General features: G+C 72.8%; 12 protein-coding genes. 6 read left to right on the plus strand and 6 right to left on the minus strand.

The genetic code is table 11. The features are described 5' to 3' along the window. The first annotated feature begins 61 nt into the window (after nucleotides 1–61). Nucleotides 62–406: an EthD domain-containing protein gene (locus N7925_RS04785; RefSeq protein ID WP_265598248.1), complete on the plus strand. Its 345-nt coding sequence runs from the start codon at nucleotides 62–64 to the stop codon at nucleotides 404–406. Between the two features lie 88 nt (nucleotides 407–494). Here N7925_RS04785 and N7925_RS04790 read toward each other — a convergent pair whose 3' ends face one another. After that, nucleotides 495–1,499 carry an aldo/keto reductase gene (locus N7925_RS04790; protein ID WP_274343139.1) on the minus strand — a complete coding sequence of 335 codons (1,005 nt, stop codon included), beginning with the start codon at nucleotides 1,497–1,499 and terminating at the stop codon, nucleotides 495–497. A 129-nt stretch (nucleotides 1,500–1,628) separates the two neighbouring features. Between N7925_RS04790 and N7925_RS04795 the strand changes: the two genes are divergently transcribed. Next, nucleotides 1,629–2,534, plus strand: a complete 906-nt coding sequence (locus N7925_RS04795; RefSeq protein ID WP_274343140.1) for a LysR family transcriptional regulator — start codon at nucleotides 1,629–1,631, stop codon at nucleotides 2,532–2,534. Nucleotides 2,535–2,592: 58 nt separating this feature from the next. Here the strand turns inward: N7925_RS04795 and N7925_RS04800 are convergent, their stop codons facing one another. The 3 genes from N7925_RS04800 to N7925_RS04810 all read right to left on the minus strand — a co-directional run bounded on the left by N7925_RS04800 (nucleotide 2,593) and on the right by N7925_RS04810 (nucleotide 6,239). Then, nucleotides 2,593–5,067, minus strand: coding sequence for an MFS transporter (locus tag N7925_RS04800; protein ID WP_274343141.1), 2,475 nt, complete (start codon nucleotides 5,065–5,067; stop codon nucleotides 2,593–2,595). Nucleotides 5,068–5,315: 248 nt separating this feature from the next. After that, the gene (locus tag N7925_RS04805; RefSeq protein ID WP_265598252.1) at nucleotides 5,316–5,759 is read right to left on the minus strand and encodes an SRPBCC family protein; all 444 of its coding nucleotides are present in this window, start codon (nucleotides 5,757–5,759) and stop codon (nucleotides 5,316–5,318) included. 87 nt (nucleotides 5,760–5,846) lie between these two features. Then, nucleotides 5,847–6,239 (minus strand): VOC family protein, encoded by a 393-nt coding sequence (locus N7925_RS04810; RefSeq protein ID WP_274343142.1) that lies wholly within the window; start codon nucleotides 6,237–6,239, stop codon nucleotides 5,847–5,849. Between the two features lie 129 nt (nucleotides 6,240–6,368). Here N7925_RS04810 and N7925_RS04815 point away from each other — a divergent pair, with 129 nt between their 5' ends. Then, on the plus strand, nucleotides 6,369–7,406 hold the full coding sequence (locus tag N7925_RS04815; RefSeq protein ID WP_274343143.1) for an Rv2578c family radical SAM protein: 1,038 nt from the start codon (nucleotides 6,369–6,371) through the stop codon (nucleotides 7,404–7,406). A gap of 155 nt (nucleotides 7,407–7,561) precedes the next feature. Next, nucleotides 7,562–9,148 (plus strand): alpha/beta hydrolase, encoded by a 1,587-nt coding sequence (locus N7925_RS04820; protein ID WP_274343144.1) that lies wholly within the window; start codon nucleotides 7,562–7,564, stop codon nucleotides 9,146–9,148. 76 nt (nucleotides 9,149–9,224) lie between these two features. Here the strand turns inward: N7925_RS04820 and N7925_RS04825 are convergent, their stop codons facing one another. Continuing rightward, nucleotides 9,225–9,797: an adenylosuccinate lyase gene (locus N7925_RS04825; RefSeq protein WP_443032116.1), complete on the minus strand. Its 573-nt coding sequence runs from the start codon at nucleotides 9,795–9,797 to the stop codon at nucleotides 9,225–9,227. Nucleotides 9,798–10,154: 357 nt separating this feature from the next. On the opposite strand from N7925_RS04825, the gene N7925_RS04830 reads away from it, so the two are divergent. Both N7925_RS04830 and N7925_RS04835 read left to right on the plus strand, forming a co-directional pair. Next, nucleotides 10,155–11,936 (plus strand): 3-hydroxyacyl-CoA dehydrogenase family protein, encoded by a 1,782-nt coding sequence (locus N7925_RS04830; RefSeq protein WP_274343146.1) that lies wholly within the window; start codon nucleotides 10,155–10,157, stop codon nucleotides 11,934–11,936. Nucleotides 11,937–12,027: 91 nt separating this feature from the next. Further along, nucleotides 12,028–12,846 carry a TetR family transcriptional regulator gene (locus N7925_RS04835; RefSeq protein WP_265598258.1) on the plus strand — a complete coding sequence of 273 codons (819 nt, stop codon included), beginning with the start codon at nucleotides 12,028–12,030 and terminating at the stop codon, nucleotides 12,844–12,846. On the opposite strand, the gene N7925_RS04840 is transcribed toward N7925_RS04835, so the two are convergent. Then, the gene (locus N7925_RS04840) at nucleotides 12,833–13,636 is read right to left on the minus strand and encodes a restriction endonuclease (protein WP_274343147.1); all 804 of its coding nucleotides are present in this window, start codon (nucleotides 13,634–13,636) and stop codon (nucleotides 12,833–12,835) included. The two genes, N7925_RS04835 and N7925_RS04840, sit on opposite strands and share 14 nt — an antisense overlap. Nucleotides 13,637–13,766: the final 130 nt, after the last annotated feature.

The following is a 13,766-nucleotide window of genomic DNA, read 5'->3' on the forward strand; positions in this document are numbered from 1 at the left end:
GTCGCAGCGACTACCTTATGACTTGCTCAGGCAAGTCAATCTCGGCCTCGAAGGGTCCCCCGTGATCAAGCTCAGCATCTTCCTGACCCGGCGCTCGGACCTCTCCCACGACGAGTTCGTGGACTACTGGACGCGGAAGCACACCCCTCTGCTCTCGGCTCTGCCCGGCGGAGAGGTCCCGGTCCGGCGCTACGTCCAACTGCTGCCCACCGACGACGAGATCCCCGGCATCAGCACCGCTGTCTACGACGGTGTCGCCGAGGTGTGGGTCGACACCATCGAAGACGCCGCTCGCTGGTTCACCTCCGACACCTACACCACCACCGTCGCGGCGGACGAGGAGAACTTCCTCGACCGCTCCCGGACCCGCTTCCTCTACGCGACCGAGAGCCCGGTCTTCGGCTGAGCGGCGCCGTCCGCACCGCGCACGTCCGGCCGGCCTCGCCGGCGGTACGGCCCTCTCCGGCCGTACCGCCCTCGCGCGCCTGGCGTCGTCAGCCCGTCTCCGTGTCCCACAGCAGTTCCTCGATCCGGGACAGCTCGTCCTCGGTGAAGTCCAGGTTCCGGACGGCCTCGACGCTGTTCTCCAGCTGGGCGACGCTGCTCGCGCCGACGACGGCGGAGGTGAGCCGGCCGCCGCGCAGCACCCAGGCCAGGGCCAGCTGCGCGAGCGACTGGCCGCGCTCCTTCGCCAGGGCGTCCAGCGCGCGCAACCGCTCCACCAGCTGCGGGGTGACGGCGTCGGCGCTCAGGAAGGGGCTGGCGCCCGCCGCCCGGGACCCGGCCGGAATGCCGTTCAGATAGCGGTCGGTCAGAATCCCCTGCTCCAGCGGCGAGTATGCGATGGACCCGGCGCCCAGCTCGTCGAGGACGTCCGGCAGCCCGTCGTCCTCGATCCGGCGGTCGAGCATCGAGTAGCGGGGCTGGTGGATGAGGAGCGGGGTGCCGAGGTCCTTCAGGATCCCGGCGGCCTCGCGGGTCTGCGCGGCGGAGTAGTTGGACAGACCGACGTACAGCGCCTTGCCCTGCCGTACGGCGGTGTCGAGCGCGCCCATGGTCTCTTCGAGCGGGGTCTCGGGGTCCGGCCGGTGGGAGTAGAAGATGTCGACGTAACCGACACCGAGGCGCTTGAGGCTCTGGTCGAGCGAGGAGCGCAGGTACTTCCGCGAGCCCCACTCCCCGTACGGCCCGTCCCACATGTGGTAGCCGGCCTTGGTGGAGATGACGATCTCGTCGCGCAGACGGGCGAAGTCGGTCGCCAGGGCGCGGCCCAGGGTGAGTTCGGCGGAGCCGGGCGGCGGGCCGTAGTTGTTGGCCAGGTCGAAGTGGGTGATGCCGAGGTCGAAGGCGCGGCGCAGGATGGCGCCCTGCGTCTCGGGCGTCCGGTCGCCTCCGAAGTTGTGCCAGAGGCCGAGGGAGAGCGCGGGCAGCTTCAGACCGCTGCGTCCGGTGCGCCGGTAGGGCATGGCGGAGTAGCGGTCGGCGGACGGGAGGTACATACGGGCTCCGCGGGAGGGGTACGGGGGTGGCGCGCCGGGACCGGAGCGCACCCGGCCCAGGCTTCCGCAGATGGATCCAGCAGTCCAACAGGAGATTCCGCTCGGATTCATCGCCTAGATTGCTCAATCATGGAACTGCGTCAGCTGGAACACTTCGTCGCCGTCGCCGAGGAACAGCACTTCACCCGCGCCGCCGAGCGCCTCGCCGTGTCGCAGTCCGGGCTCTCCGCCTCCGTACGAGCGCTGGAGCAGGAGCTGCGGACCCCCTTGTTCAGCCGCACCACGCGCACGGTCCGGCTCACCGAGGCCGGGCGGGCGCTGCTGGTGGAGGCGGAGCGCACGCTGGCGGGCGCGCGGGCGGCGCGGGACGCGGTCGATGCCGTACGGGGGCTGCTGCGCGGGACGCTGACGGTCGGGGTCGAGCAGTGCGTGGCGGGGGTGAGCCCGGCGCGGCTGCTGGCGGCGTTCCACCGGGAGCATCCGCAGCTGGAGCTGAGGCTGCGACAGGAGGGCACCAGCAGCCTGCTGGACGGCGTGGCGGGCGGGCGCCTCGACCTGGCGTTCGCCGCGACGGTGAGCCCGGCGGAGTGGCGCGGGGAGCTGGTGCCGCTGGCCCGGGAGCCGATGGTGCTGCTGTGCGCGGCGGGGCACGCGTTCGCCGGGCGGCCGGAGGTGGGGTGGGAGGAGCTGCCGGGGGCGTCGTTCATCGACTTCCATCCGGACTGGGGTCCCCGGCGGGCCGCCGACGGGGCGTTCGCGGCGGCGGGGGTGCGCCGGACGGTGGGGCTGGAGGTCAACGATGTGCACAGCCTGCTGGAGCTGGTGCAGGAGGGGCTGGGGATCGCGGTGGTGCCGCACCACTTCTCCCGGAAGCCGGAGGCGGCCCGGCTGGTCGCCGTGGAGCTGACGGGCGCCCGGCGGCCGGTGTACGAGAGCGTGGTGGTGCTTCCGGCCGCGCGGAGCCTGAGCCCGGGGGCGCGGGCGCTGATGCGGCTGGTGCGGGAGGACCCGCTGCGGGAGCGGGCGACGGGCTGAGCACCCGGAGCCCCACCGGCCCCGGGTGCCCGGCCCGCTCCCGTACGGCTCAGTTGTCTCAGTCCTCGTGGCCGAGCTGGAGGTCGCGTTCGGTGCGGCCGCCGCCGGCGACCTGGAGGACGGTGGCGACCGGCGGGTATCCGGCGGCGATCACGGTGTACTCACCGGACGACAGGTCGACGAACCGGAACGATCCGTCCGGTCCGGTGGTGAGGGTGTCCACCACGTTCCCCGCCGCGTCGAGCAGGGTGACCCGGGCGTCCTCGACGGGGCGTCCGCCGGTGGCCCGGACGGTGCCGCGCAGGACGGCTCCGCCCGCCAGTTCGATGTCCTGCCGGGTCTCCCGGGCGGCCTGCACGCTGACCGGGAGGGCGGCGGGGCGGAAGGCCGGGGCGCTGGCGGCGAGGGTGTACTCGCCGGCGACCAGTTCGCCGATGACATAGCCGCCCTCGTGACCGGTACGGGTGGAGGCGACGACCTCGCCGCGTACGTCGGTCAGGGTGACGGCGGCGTCGCGTACGGGGGCCCCGTCGGGGGTGAGGACGGATCCGGCGAGGCGTCCGGCGCCGCCGAGCACCACGTCCAGCTCGACGGGACGCTCGCCCACGGTGACGCTGACGGCCTGCGGCTGGTGCCCGCCGGCGGCGGCGATCAGGACGTAGGAGCCGGCGCCGGGGACGCTCAGCGCGTACCGCCCGTCCTCGCCGCTGGCCCCGCGCCCGATCTGCCGGCCCTGGACGTCGATGAGGGTGAGGGCGGCGCGGGGGACGGTGGTGCCGTCGGGGTGCTGGACGCTCCCGTGGACCGGGACGCCGGAGAGGTAGCCGGCGGCGGGCCGGCCCAATCCGGCGCGGGCGGCGGGAATCGGGGAGGTCATGGCTTCGGCGGCGGCTTCGGGGCTGTGGTGGGACACCAGCGGTTTCTCCTTGAGGAAGAAGGCGAGGATCAGGCCGAGCACGAGCACCGGCACGAGGTACAGGAAGATGCGCGGCATCGCGTCGACGTACGCCTGGATGTAGGCGTCGCGCAGCGCGGGCTCCATCGCGTGGACGATCTGCGGGGTGATCGACTCGGGATCGGGGAGCTCCGCACCGGAGGGCAGGCGCACCCCGAGCGCGTCGGAGAGCCGCCCGGCGAACAGCGTGCCGAAGATCGCCGCGCCGACGCTGCCGCCGATCTGCCGGAAGTAGTTGTTGGCGCTGGTCGCGGTGCCGAGGTCCGAGGGGCGTACGGAGTTCTGCACGGCGAGCACGAGGACGGACATGACCAGTCCGATGCCGGTGCCGAGGACGGCCTGGTAGAAGCTGTACGCCAGGGGGGAGGTGTCCGCCTCCAGCAGGGACAGCAGCCACATGCCGACCACCGAGACGGCGCTGCCGATGATCGGGTAGATCCGGTAGCGGCCGGTGCGGGTGATGAGCTGGCCGGAGACGATGGAGCCGCCGACGATGCCCATCATCATCGGGAGCATCAGCAGCCCGGACTCGGTGGCGCTGGCCCCGTCGACCATCTGGAGGTAGGTCGGGAGATAGCTGGCCGCCCCGAAGAGCGCGATGCCGACGACCGCGCCGACCAGGCCGGTGACGTTGAAGACGGAGTCGCGGAACAGGCGCAGCGGAATGATCGGTTCTGCGGCCCGGTGTTCGGCTGCGACGAAGAGCACCGTCGTGACGACGGCGCCCGCCGCGAGTCCCAGGATGGTGCGCGAGCCCCAGGCGTACTCGGTGCCGCCCCAGCTGGTGACCAGCACCAGACAGGTGGAGGCGACGGCCAGGAGCACCGCGCCCAGGACGTCGAGGCGGGGCCGGACGGCGGGTTTGGGCAGCTTGAGGACGACGGCGATGACGGCCAGGGTGACCAGGCCGAAGGGGACGTTGATGTAGAAGCACCAGCGCCAGGAGGCGTGGTCGGTGAAGAATCCGCCGAGCAGGGGACCGGCGACCGAGGCGAGGCCGAAGACCGCGCCGATGAGGCCCATGTAGCGGCCGCGCTCCCGGGCCGGGACGATGTCCGCGATGATCGCCTGGACGCCGATCATGAGGCCGCCGCCGCCGATGCCCTGGAGGGCGCGGAAGGCGATCAGCTCGTCCATGGTGCGCGACCAGCCCGCCAGCGCGGAGCCGATGATGAAGACCACGATCGCGAACTGGAAGACGCCCTTGCGGCCGAAGAGGTCGCCGAGCTTGCCGTAGAGCGGCAGGACGATGGTGGAGGCGAGGAGGTAGGCGGTGACCGCCCAGGACATCTTCTCCAGGCCGTGCAGCTCGCCGACGATTCTGGGCAGGGCGGTGGCGACGATCATCTGGTCGAGCGCCGCGAGCAGCAGGGTGAGCATCAGCCCGAGGAAGACCATGCGGACCTTGCGGGGGCTGATCTCCGCCATGTCCGGACCGGGTCGGGGTCCCGCCGGAGGGGGTGGCGGGGGCGGTACGGCGGGGAGTGCGGCCGTGGCCGCCGTGCGGTCCTCCGGCGTCGGGCCGTCCGGTTCCGGGCCGTCCGGCTCGTCCTTCACCAGCGTGATACCACCCACCACGTAACGCTCCCCTCGTCGCACCTGCGCCGCCCATTTCTCGCATCGCGCGGCAAGGCAGGGCAAACGTGAGGAGGGGCGTACGCGGCGCGCATGGAGGGCTTATGCGCCGGTGGGAGGTGCTACGGCGCACGACCGGCCGCCCCGGAAAACCACCCGTTCCGGTGAGGCCGGTCGTCCCGCGGAGGCCGGATCCATCCGGCCCCCGGGTGCGGGGAGGGGGAGTCGGAACACCCCCTGGCCGGTCGGTCCTACTTCTCGACCTCGGTGGCGAGGTTCTGGAGCAGCTCGTCGTAGATCCGGCCGAGGCCCTTGGGCGCGAAGGTCCGCTCGAAGAACCCGCCGATGCCGCCCGCGCCGTCCCAGACCGTGGTCACGACGGCCTTGGACTTCCCCTCGCCGGCCGGGGTGACGGTCCAGGTAGTGACCATGGAGGAGTTGCGGTCCTTCTCGACGAGCTGCCCGTCGGTCGGCTCGCTGACCTCCAGCAGGCAGTCGCGGACGCGCTTGCTGGTCGCCTGGAGCTTCCAGTGCACGAGGCTGCCCTCGCCGTCGCCGCCCTCCCGGACCTCGTACTCGCTGAAGTGCGCGGTCAGCACCTTGCCGCGGACGTCCTTGTAGTCGGCCAGCGCGTCGAACACCGCCTCTGCGTCCGCCGCGATGATCCGCTCCGTCGTGGCCTCGACCTGCGCCATGGCTGTTCCTCCAGCAGTCGGTTGTTCGGTGGGTGAGCTGAGCCAACCACCTCGGGCGCAGCCGCTCAAAATCGGGGCCGCCCGGGTTCAGGGACGGCGGTCCCCGAGGACGCAGAACTCATTGCCCTCCGGGTCGGCGAGCACGACCCAGCTCGCGCCGCCCTGGCCGACGTCGGCGCGGCGGGCGCCCAGGCCGAGCAGTCGGCGGACCTCGTCGTCCTGTTCCCGGTCGCTGGGACTGACGTCGATGTGGAGCCGGTTCTTGGCGCTCTTGCCCTCGGGCACCCGTGCGAAGGTCAGCACCGGCGGTACGGAACCGGGGCGGTCCGCTCCCCCACGCGCAGCGGGCGGGCCGATGGTGACGACGCCTTCCTCCGCGTCCTCGTCCCGCACCTGGTAGTCGAGGACCGAGCACCAGAACCGGGCGAGGCCGACGGGATCCGCGCAGTCGATCGCGAGCTCGGTGAACTTGCTGGCCATCGTCGGGACCTCCCGGTCGGGTACGGCGGTTCTGTCAGCGGCCTCATGCTAAGGGCCGCCACGGGGCGCCTCGCACGATCAAGGGAACAAATGTTCTATTCTGCGGTGAGTGCTACCGAGGAGGCGTCCATGCGCTGGGACAATCTGGTCGAGAAGAACTCGACGGCCGGGAACAGCGCGCTCTTCGCCGCGGACGCGGTGACCACGCGCACGTTCGACACCCCGGATTTCCGGGGCATCACCTTCCACGAGATCCGGGCCCGTTCGATCCTGAACCGGGTGCCCGGCGCCTCGCGGATGCCGTTCGAATGGACGGTGAACCCTTACCGGGGCTGTACGCACGCCTGTGTGTACTGCTTCGCCCGCAAGACCCACAGCTATCTGGACCTGGACACCGGCATCGGCTTCGACTCCCAGATCGTCGTCAAGGTCAACGCCGCCGAACTGCTCCAGCGGGAGCTGGCCTCCCGGCACTGGCGGGGCGAGCACGTCGCCATGGGCACGAACGTCGACTGCTACCAGCGGGCGGAGGGTAAATACCAACTCATGCCGGGCATCATCGCCGCCCTGCGCGACCGGGCGAACCCCTTCTCCATCCTCACCAAGGGCACGCTGGTCCTGCGGGACCTGGAGCTGCTGCGGCAGGCCGCGGAGGTCGCCGAGGTAGGTGTCTCGGTCTCCGTCGGCTTCATCGACCGGGAGCTGTGGCGGACGGTCGAGCCGGGCACCCCCTCCCCCGAACGCCGGCTGGACGTGGTGCGCGCGCTCACCGACGCGGGGATCGGCTGCTCGGTCCTGATGGCCCCGGTCATCCCGTTCCTGGGCGACCGCCCGGAGCAGCTGCGTGCCACCGTCGCCGCCATCGCGGACGCGGGGGCGGCCTCGGTGACCCCGCTGGTGCTGCATCTGCGCCCCGGCGCGCGCGAGTGGTACCTGCACTGGCTGGGACAGCACCATCCGCAGCTGGTGGAGCGCTACGAGCGGATGTACGCGGACGGGGCGTACGCCCCCACCTGGTACCAGCGCCGGATCACGCGTCAGGTGCACGAGCTGGCGGACGAGTTCGGAATCGGCCCGGCGCACCGGGGCGAGGCCCGGCGGATCGGCCCGGCTCCGGCGCCGCCCGCCGCACCGGAGCCGGGTCCCACCCAGCTGACCCTGCTGTGAGGCCCGTGGTGGGTCCCGGGCGACCGCCGGCAGGGCCGATGGCGTGACCGTACGGGTCGGCTCCGCGCGGAACAGGTCCTTCCGCGGAGGTCTTCGGGGAGCATGCGGCGGGGACCGGTGATCCGGCGCCGCGTCCCGTCACCCCGGGAGGCCCCATGACGAAACGTGCAGGAATTCTGGTCGCCGTCGGCGCGACCGTCGCCGGTCTGCTGACCGCCGCGCCCGCGCCGGCCGCCGCCACCGTGGCGAGCACGCCGCCCGCTCCGAAGCCGAAGTGGACGGACTGTCCCACCGACAGCTATCCGACGCTCCAGTGCGCGAAGGTCAAGGCCCCGCTGGACCACCGTCGCCCGTCGGGCCGTCAGATCACGCTCGCCCTGTCCCGCGTCCCGCACACCGCGAAGACCTTCCAGGGCCCGCTGCTGGTCAACCCGGGCGGCCCCGGCGGCAGCGGTCTGTCGATGGCCGGGTTCGTGGCGTCCTCGCTGCCGGAGAAGGTCGCCGCGCAGTACGACGTGATCGGCTTCGACCCGCGCGGCGTCGGCAGGAGCACCCCGGCCCTGAACTGCCTGCCCGGGCACTTCGATCCGGTGCGGCCCGGCACGGTGCCGGACTCCGCCCGCTCGGAGCGGATCAACCGCGACCGGGCGGAGTCCTTCGCCCGGGCCTGCGGCGAGAAGCACGGCGACGTGCTGCCGTACATGGACACGGTCAGCGCCGCCAAGGACCTCGACGTGATCCGCCGGGCGCTGGGCTCCCGGCAGATCAACTACTTCGGCTACTCCTACGGCACCTACCTGGGCGCGGTCTACGCCAAGCTGTTCCCGGAGCGCGTGCGCCGCCTGGTCCTGGACTCGGTCGTCGACCCGGACGACGTCTGGTACGAGGGCAACCTCGGCCAGAACCACGCCTTCGACGACCGCCACAAGGCCTTCGCCGCCTGGGTCGCGAGACACGACTCCGCGTACGGCCTGGGCAGCGACCCGGCGGGCGTCGAGGCCGCCTGGTACCGGATGCGGGCGGACGTGGCGCGGGAGCCGGCGGGCGGCATGGTGGGCGCGAGCGAGCTGGAGGACACCTTCCTCCCCGGCGGGTACTACAACGGCTACTGGCCCTACCTCGCCGAGGCGTTCGCCGCGTACGTGAAGCGGCAGGACGCCGAGGCGCTGGTCGAGGTGTACGAGAACTTCGGCGCGGTCGACGCGAGCGGCGACAACGGCTACTCGGTCTACGCTGCCGTCCAGTGCCGCGACGCCGGCTGGCCCGAGCACTGGAGCACCTGGCGCAACGACAGCCGCCGGATCCACAAGAAGGCGCCGTTCATGACCTGGAACAACACCTGGTACAACGCGCCGTGCGCGAGCTGGCCGGTGGCGCCGCTGGAGCCGGTCCGGGTGAACAACCGTCAGCTGCCCCCGGCGCTCATCCTCCAGGCCACGGACGACGCGGCGACCCCGTACGGCGGCGCGGTCAGCATGCACCGCAAGCTCGAGGGCTCCAGCCTCGTCGTGGAGGAGGGCGGCGGCAACCACGGCATCACGCTGAGCGGCAACGACTGCCTGGACGAACACCTGGCGGCCTATCTGACCGACGGGACGATCCCGCGCGGCCGGGGCGAGGCGGACGCGGTCTGCCCCGCCCTCCCGGACCCGAAGCCGCTGCCCGCCGAGAAGGCGGCGGCCCAGTCGGTGGACAACAGCAGGGGCAGCCGCCTGCACGGCCTGCTCGGCTTCCGCCGCTGATCGGCACGGAGCGCCCGCGCACCTGCCGAGAACCGGGTGCGCGGGCGGTCCGGCCGGCAACGGGCCGTCCGCCCGCTCACTCCCCCGGCAGCCGCCTGAGCGCCTGGGCGGCGGCCGTGCCGAGGCGCGGGTGCGGCAGGGCCGCCGTGAGGACCGGGCGGGCCTGTTCGTCGGCGAGGTGACCGAGGCCCTCGACGCAGGCGAGGGCGACGCGCCAGTGCGGATCGCCGGGGGCCAGCAGGCGCTGGAGGGTGGCGACCAGGGCGGGGACCGACTCGGGGGCCCGCAGGTCGGCCAGCAGGCGCACGGGGTGCAGGGCGTAGGCGGTGCGCAGGGCGTTGGTGGCGAGGGCGGCGGCCGCCCTCGGGGTGCGGGGGTCGTCCAGCCGGGCCAGCGCGTGGGCGGCGGAGACGCAGCGTTCGGGGTCGCGGTGGTTGAGCAGGAGCACGAGCGTCTCGAAGGCCCGCCGGTCGCCCGCGCAGCCGAGCCGGAAGGCGGCTATCTCGCGGGCCCAGAGAGGGCGGTGCGGCTCCACGAGGACCCGGGCCAGCTCCTCGGGGTCCTCGGCGGCGACGAGCCGGGCGTACTGCGGCGACCCGGCCGCCTCGGGTACCAGCCGGTCCATGAGTGAACGGAACTCCTCATCCATGACGCTCAGCGTATCGACGGGCACGCTCCGTACGGGGCGGCATCGAGGAGTTGGTGTGGCCCAGGGCACAAGGATCCAGGGGTGGCGCGCTCGTTACTCGCCAGTTACTCTCATCTGAGCGGGACACACTCCCCGCAGGCTCCGGTGGCCTGGTGACGCAGCCATCCGGAGAGCTTGTCGGTTCGGCTTCTCCGTGCGACGCGACCCCGGGACAGGGTCCGTCACCCCACGGCCGGGCGCGCTCCCCGCGCGACGGCCCCGTGCTCCACGACACGCAGCTTCCGTACGCCACGCGCCGCTCCCTCATCGCCGCGCGTTCCGTGCTCCCCCAGTCGTCACTCACCCTGGAGTCCCCTGATGGACACCTCTCTCTCCACCATCGCCGTCGTCGGCCTCGGCACCATGGGCACCGGCATCGCCGAGGTCCTGGCCCTGGCGGGCCGCGAGGTCATCGGCATCGACATCAGTGAGGCGGCCGCCCTGGGGGCCGTCGCCGCCCTCGAAGCGTCCACCGCGCGGGCCGTGGGCCGTGGCCGGATCACCGAGCGGGAGCGGACCGACGCGCTGGCCCGGTTCCGTACGTCCGACGAACTCGGCACCGCCGCCGGCGCCGAGCTGGTCATCGAGGTGGTGCCCGAGACGTACGAGATCAAGCAGCAGGTGTTCCGGGAGCTCGACGCGATCGTCTCCCCCACCGCGATCCTCGCCACCGGCACCAACGCCCTGTCGGTGACCCGGCTGGCCGCCGAGTCCCAGCACCCCGAGCGCGTCCTCGGCCTGCACTTCTTCAACCCGGCGCCCGCGATGAAACTGGTCGAGGTGGTCTCCTCGGTGCTGACCGCGCCGCCGGCCGTCGAGGCCGTCACCGCGCTGGCCCGGGAGCTGGGCAAGGAACCCGTCGCGGTCGGCGACCGGCCCGGGTTCGTCGCGGACGGGCTGCTCTTCGGCTACCTCAACCAGGCCGCCGCGATGTACGAGGCGAACTACGCCTCCCGCGAGGACATCGACGCCGCGATGAAGCTGGGGTGCGGGCTGCCGATGGGGCCCCTCGCCCTGCTGGACCTGATCGGCATCGACACCGCCCGCACCGTCCTGGAAGCCATGTACGCCGAGTCCCACGACCGGCTGCACGCCCCGGCCCCCGTCCTCGGCCAGCTCGGCAGCGCGGGCCTGACCGGCCGCAAGGCCGGGCGCGGCTTCTACACGTACGACGCCCCGGGCGGCCAGGCCGTGGTGCCCGACGCGCTGACCCCGGCGGCGGACGCCGTCTCCGGAGCCGGGCGCGAGGTGGCGTCCGTCGGCGTCGCGGGCTCCGGGACGATGGCCTCCGGAATCGCGGAGGTCTTCGCGAAGGCCGGATACGACGTGGTGCTGGCCGCCAGGTCACAGGAGAAGGCCGACGTCGCCAGGGGCCGGATCGCGAAGTCGCTGGAGCGTTCGGTGACCAAGGGGCGGCTCACCGCCGAGGCCCGGGACGAGACGCTGGCGCGGATCACGGCCGCCGGTTCGCTGGACGCGTTCGCCGAGGTCGACCTCGCCGTCGAGGCGGTCGCCGAGGACCTGGAGATCAAGCGGCAGCTGTTCGCCGCGCTGGACAAGGTCTGCCGGCCGGGCACGGTACTCGCCACCACCACCTCCTCGCTGCCGGTCGTCGCCATCGCCCGGGCGACCGCGCGCCCCGAGGACGTGATCGGGATGCACTTCTTCAACCCGGCGCCCGCGATGAAGCTGGTCGAGGTGGTCCGCACCGTCCTGACCGCCGACGACGTGCACGCCACGGTCCGCGCGGTGTGCGCGAAGATCCGCAAGCACCCGGTGGACTGCGGGGACCGGGCCGGATTCATCGTGAACGCGCTGCTGTTCCCGTACCTCAACAACGCGATCAAGATGGTCGAGCAGCACTACGCCTCGCTGGACGACATCGACGCGGCGATGAGACTCGGCGGCGGCTACCCGATGGGCCCGTTCGAACTGCTCGACGTGGTCGGCCTGGACGTCTCGCTGGCCATCGAGAAGGTGCTGCACAAGGAGTTCCGCGACCCGGGCCTGGCCCCCGCGCCGCTGCTGGAGCACCTGGTCGCCGCGGGGTGCCTCGGCCGCAAGACGGGGCGCGGCTTCCGCGAATATGCCCGTCGCTGACCCGGGAGCCGGGTGGGGCGGGCTGCTGGGACCCTCCGGCGGCCCGCCCCCTCAGGCGCGCTCTCCCGCACCGATGCGTTACGTTCATGCCATGTCCCAGCCCGCCAAGTCACCCCGTGCCACCGCCGCGACCGACGTCCCGGAGACCACCACCGCGGGGACGCGCGCCGCCGCCCAACGGCTCAAGATGCGCCGCGAACTGGCCGCCGCCGCGATGGAGCTCTTCGCCACGAAGGGCTACGAGGCGACGACCGTCGACGAGATCGCGGGTGCCGCGGGTGTCGCCCGACGGACCTTTTTCCGCCACTTCCGCTCCAAGGAAGAGGCCATCTTCCCGGACCACGACGACACCCTCGTCAGGGCCGAGGCCGTCCTCAACGCCGCCCCCGCGCACGAGCACCCGCTCGACACCGTCTGCCGGGGCATCAAAGAGGTCATGAAGATGTACGCGGCCAAGCCCGCCGTCTCCGTGGCCCGCTACAAACTGACCCGTGAGGTGCCGACCCTCAGGGAGGCCGAGATCGCGTCGGTGGCCCGCTACGAGCGGCTGTTCACCCGCTATCTCCTGGGCCACTTCGACGAGCGCGACCACCATGTGGGCAACGACGACCCGCTGCTCGCGGAGGTCGCCGCGTCCGCCGTGGTCACCGCGCACAACCATGTGCTGCGCCGCTGGCTGCGGGCGGGGGGCCAGGGTGACGTGGAGGCCCAGCTCGACCGTGCCTTCGCCATCGTGCGCGACACCTTCGGCACGGGCATCGGAGCGGGCCGGACCGCCGGGGCCGAGCCCGAGCGCGCCCCGGCCGCGACGGTGGCCGCGGACGGCGAGGTGCTCGTCGCGGTGGCGCGTACCGACGCCCCCCTCGACGAGGTCATGCGGACGATCCAGCAGGCGCTCAAGGACCGCTGAGCCGGGCGTCCTGCTCGGCGGCGACCGCCACCGCCGCCTCCCAGGGCGGCGGCGCGGCGCCCTCGTTCCAGGCGGCCAGTTCCTCGGGGCCGTAACAGAGGATGGCGCACTGCTCCGCGTAGTCGAGCGCGGGTTCGGTGAAGCCTCCGGTGGACACGACGAGGGCGACGTCCGCCTCGTGCACCGCGTAGCAGGTGCCGCCGAAGCGCTGGAGCTCCTGGGAGCCGGCCCGGTTCCCCGGCCCGTAGCGCTTGCACTGGACGACCAGGCGGCGGCCGTCCGGGGTGGTGGCCAGGACATCGGCGCCGAGGTCGCCCGCGCCGCCCACCACTTCGGCGTCCGCGCAGCCGTCGCGTCGGCAGAGCGCGGCCACGGCCTCCTCGAAGGCGTACGGGTCCAGCTCCGCGTGGTCGACCGGCTCGGCGGCCTCCGGGGGCGCCGCGCGATCCCGGGCCCGGGCCTCTTCGCGGGCTTCCGCGCGGGCCTCCTCCGCGGCGTCCAGCTCCGCCAGACCCGCGTCGACGATCCCGTACGCGGCATCCGTGACGGTCTCCGCGACCCGCCGCGCCCGACGACGGCGGCGCAGCACCACGAAGGCCACGACGAGGACCAGGACGGCCAGGAGCACGGCGACGGCCGGGTGGCGGCCGGCGCTCCGCCAGGCCGCCCGCAGGGCCAGCCCCCCGCCCGCGAGGACCAGGGCGAGCAGGGCGAAGCCGAACGCGGTGCGCCGGAGGTCGAAGGGAGCACCCCCCTGCCGGTCGTTCCGTCTGCGTACCGGTATCCCCATCGGCGCCCCACCCCTGCTCTCTGTCCACTTCAAGATCACTTGGTCTCGTACACCTGCCCCGAGCTGGGCTTTCGACGCGTCCGGGGACACCGGTCCGTGCGAGCGGGGCCGAAATCCACTGGTTCGCCGA

It is taken from the genome of Streptomyces sp. CA-278952, from assembly GCF_028747205.1.
GTDB lineage: Bacteria > Actinomycetota > Actinomycetes > Streptomycetales > Streptomycetaceae > Streptomyces.

Bases quoted from the DNA above. Each gene is read 5' to 3' on its own strand.
- N7925_RS04820 (WP_274343144.1), top strand. From the start codon at position 7,562: ATGACGAAACGTGCAGGAATTCTGGTCGCCGTCGGCGCGACCGTCGCC.
- N7925_RS04830 (WP_274343146.1), top strand. From the start codon at position 10,155: ATGGACACCTCTCTCTCCACCATCGCCGTCGTCGGCCTCGGCACCATG.
- N7925_RS04810 (WP_274343142.1), bottom strand. From the start codon at position 6,239: ATGGCCAGCAAGTTCACCGAGCTCGCGATCGACTGCGCGGATCCCGTC.
- N7925_RS04835 (WP_265598258.1), top strand. From the start codon at position 12,028: ATGTCCCAGCCCGCCAAGTCACCCCGTGCCACCGCCGCGACCGACGTC.
- N7925_RS04805 (WP_265598252.1), bottom strand. From the start codon at position 5,759: ATGGCGCAGGTCGAGGCCACGACGGAGCGGATCATCGCGGCGGACGCA.
- N7925_RS04840 (WP_274343147.1), bottom strand. From the start codon at position 13,636: ATGGGGATACCGGTACGCAGACGGAACGACCGGCAGGGGGGTGCTCCC.
- N7925_RS04795 (WP_274343140.1), top strand. From the start codon at position 1,629: ATGGAACTGCGTCAGCTGGAACACTTCGTCGCCGTCGCCGAGGAACAG.
- N7925_RS04815 (WP_274343143.1), top strand. From the start codon at position 6,369: ATGCGCTGGGACAATCTGGTCGAGAAGAACTCGACGGCCGGGAACAGC.
- N7925_RS04825 (WP_443032116.1), bottom strand. From the start codon at position 9,797: ATGGATGAGGAGTTCCGTTCACTCATGGACCGGCTGGTACCCGAGGCG.
- N7925_RS04790 (WP_274343139.1), bottom strand. From the start codon at position 1,499: ATGTACCTCCCGTCCGCCGACCGCTACTCCGCCATGCCCTACCGGCGC.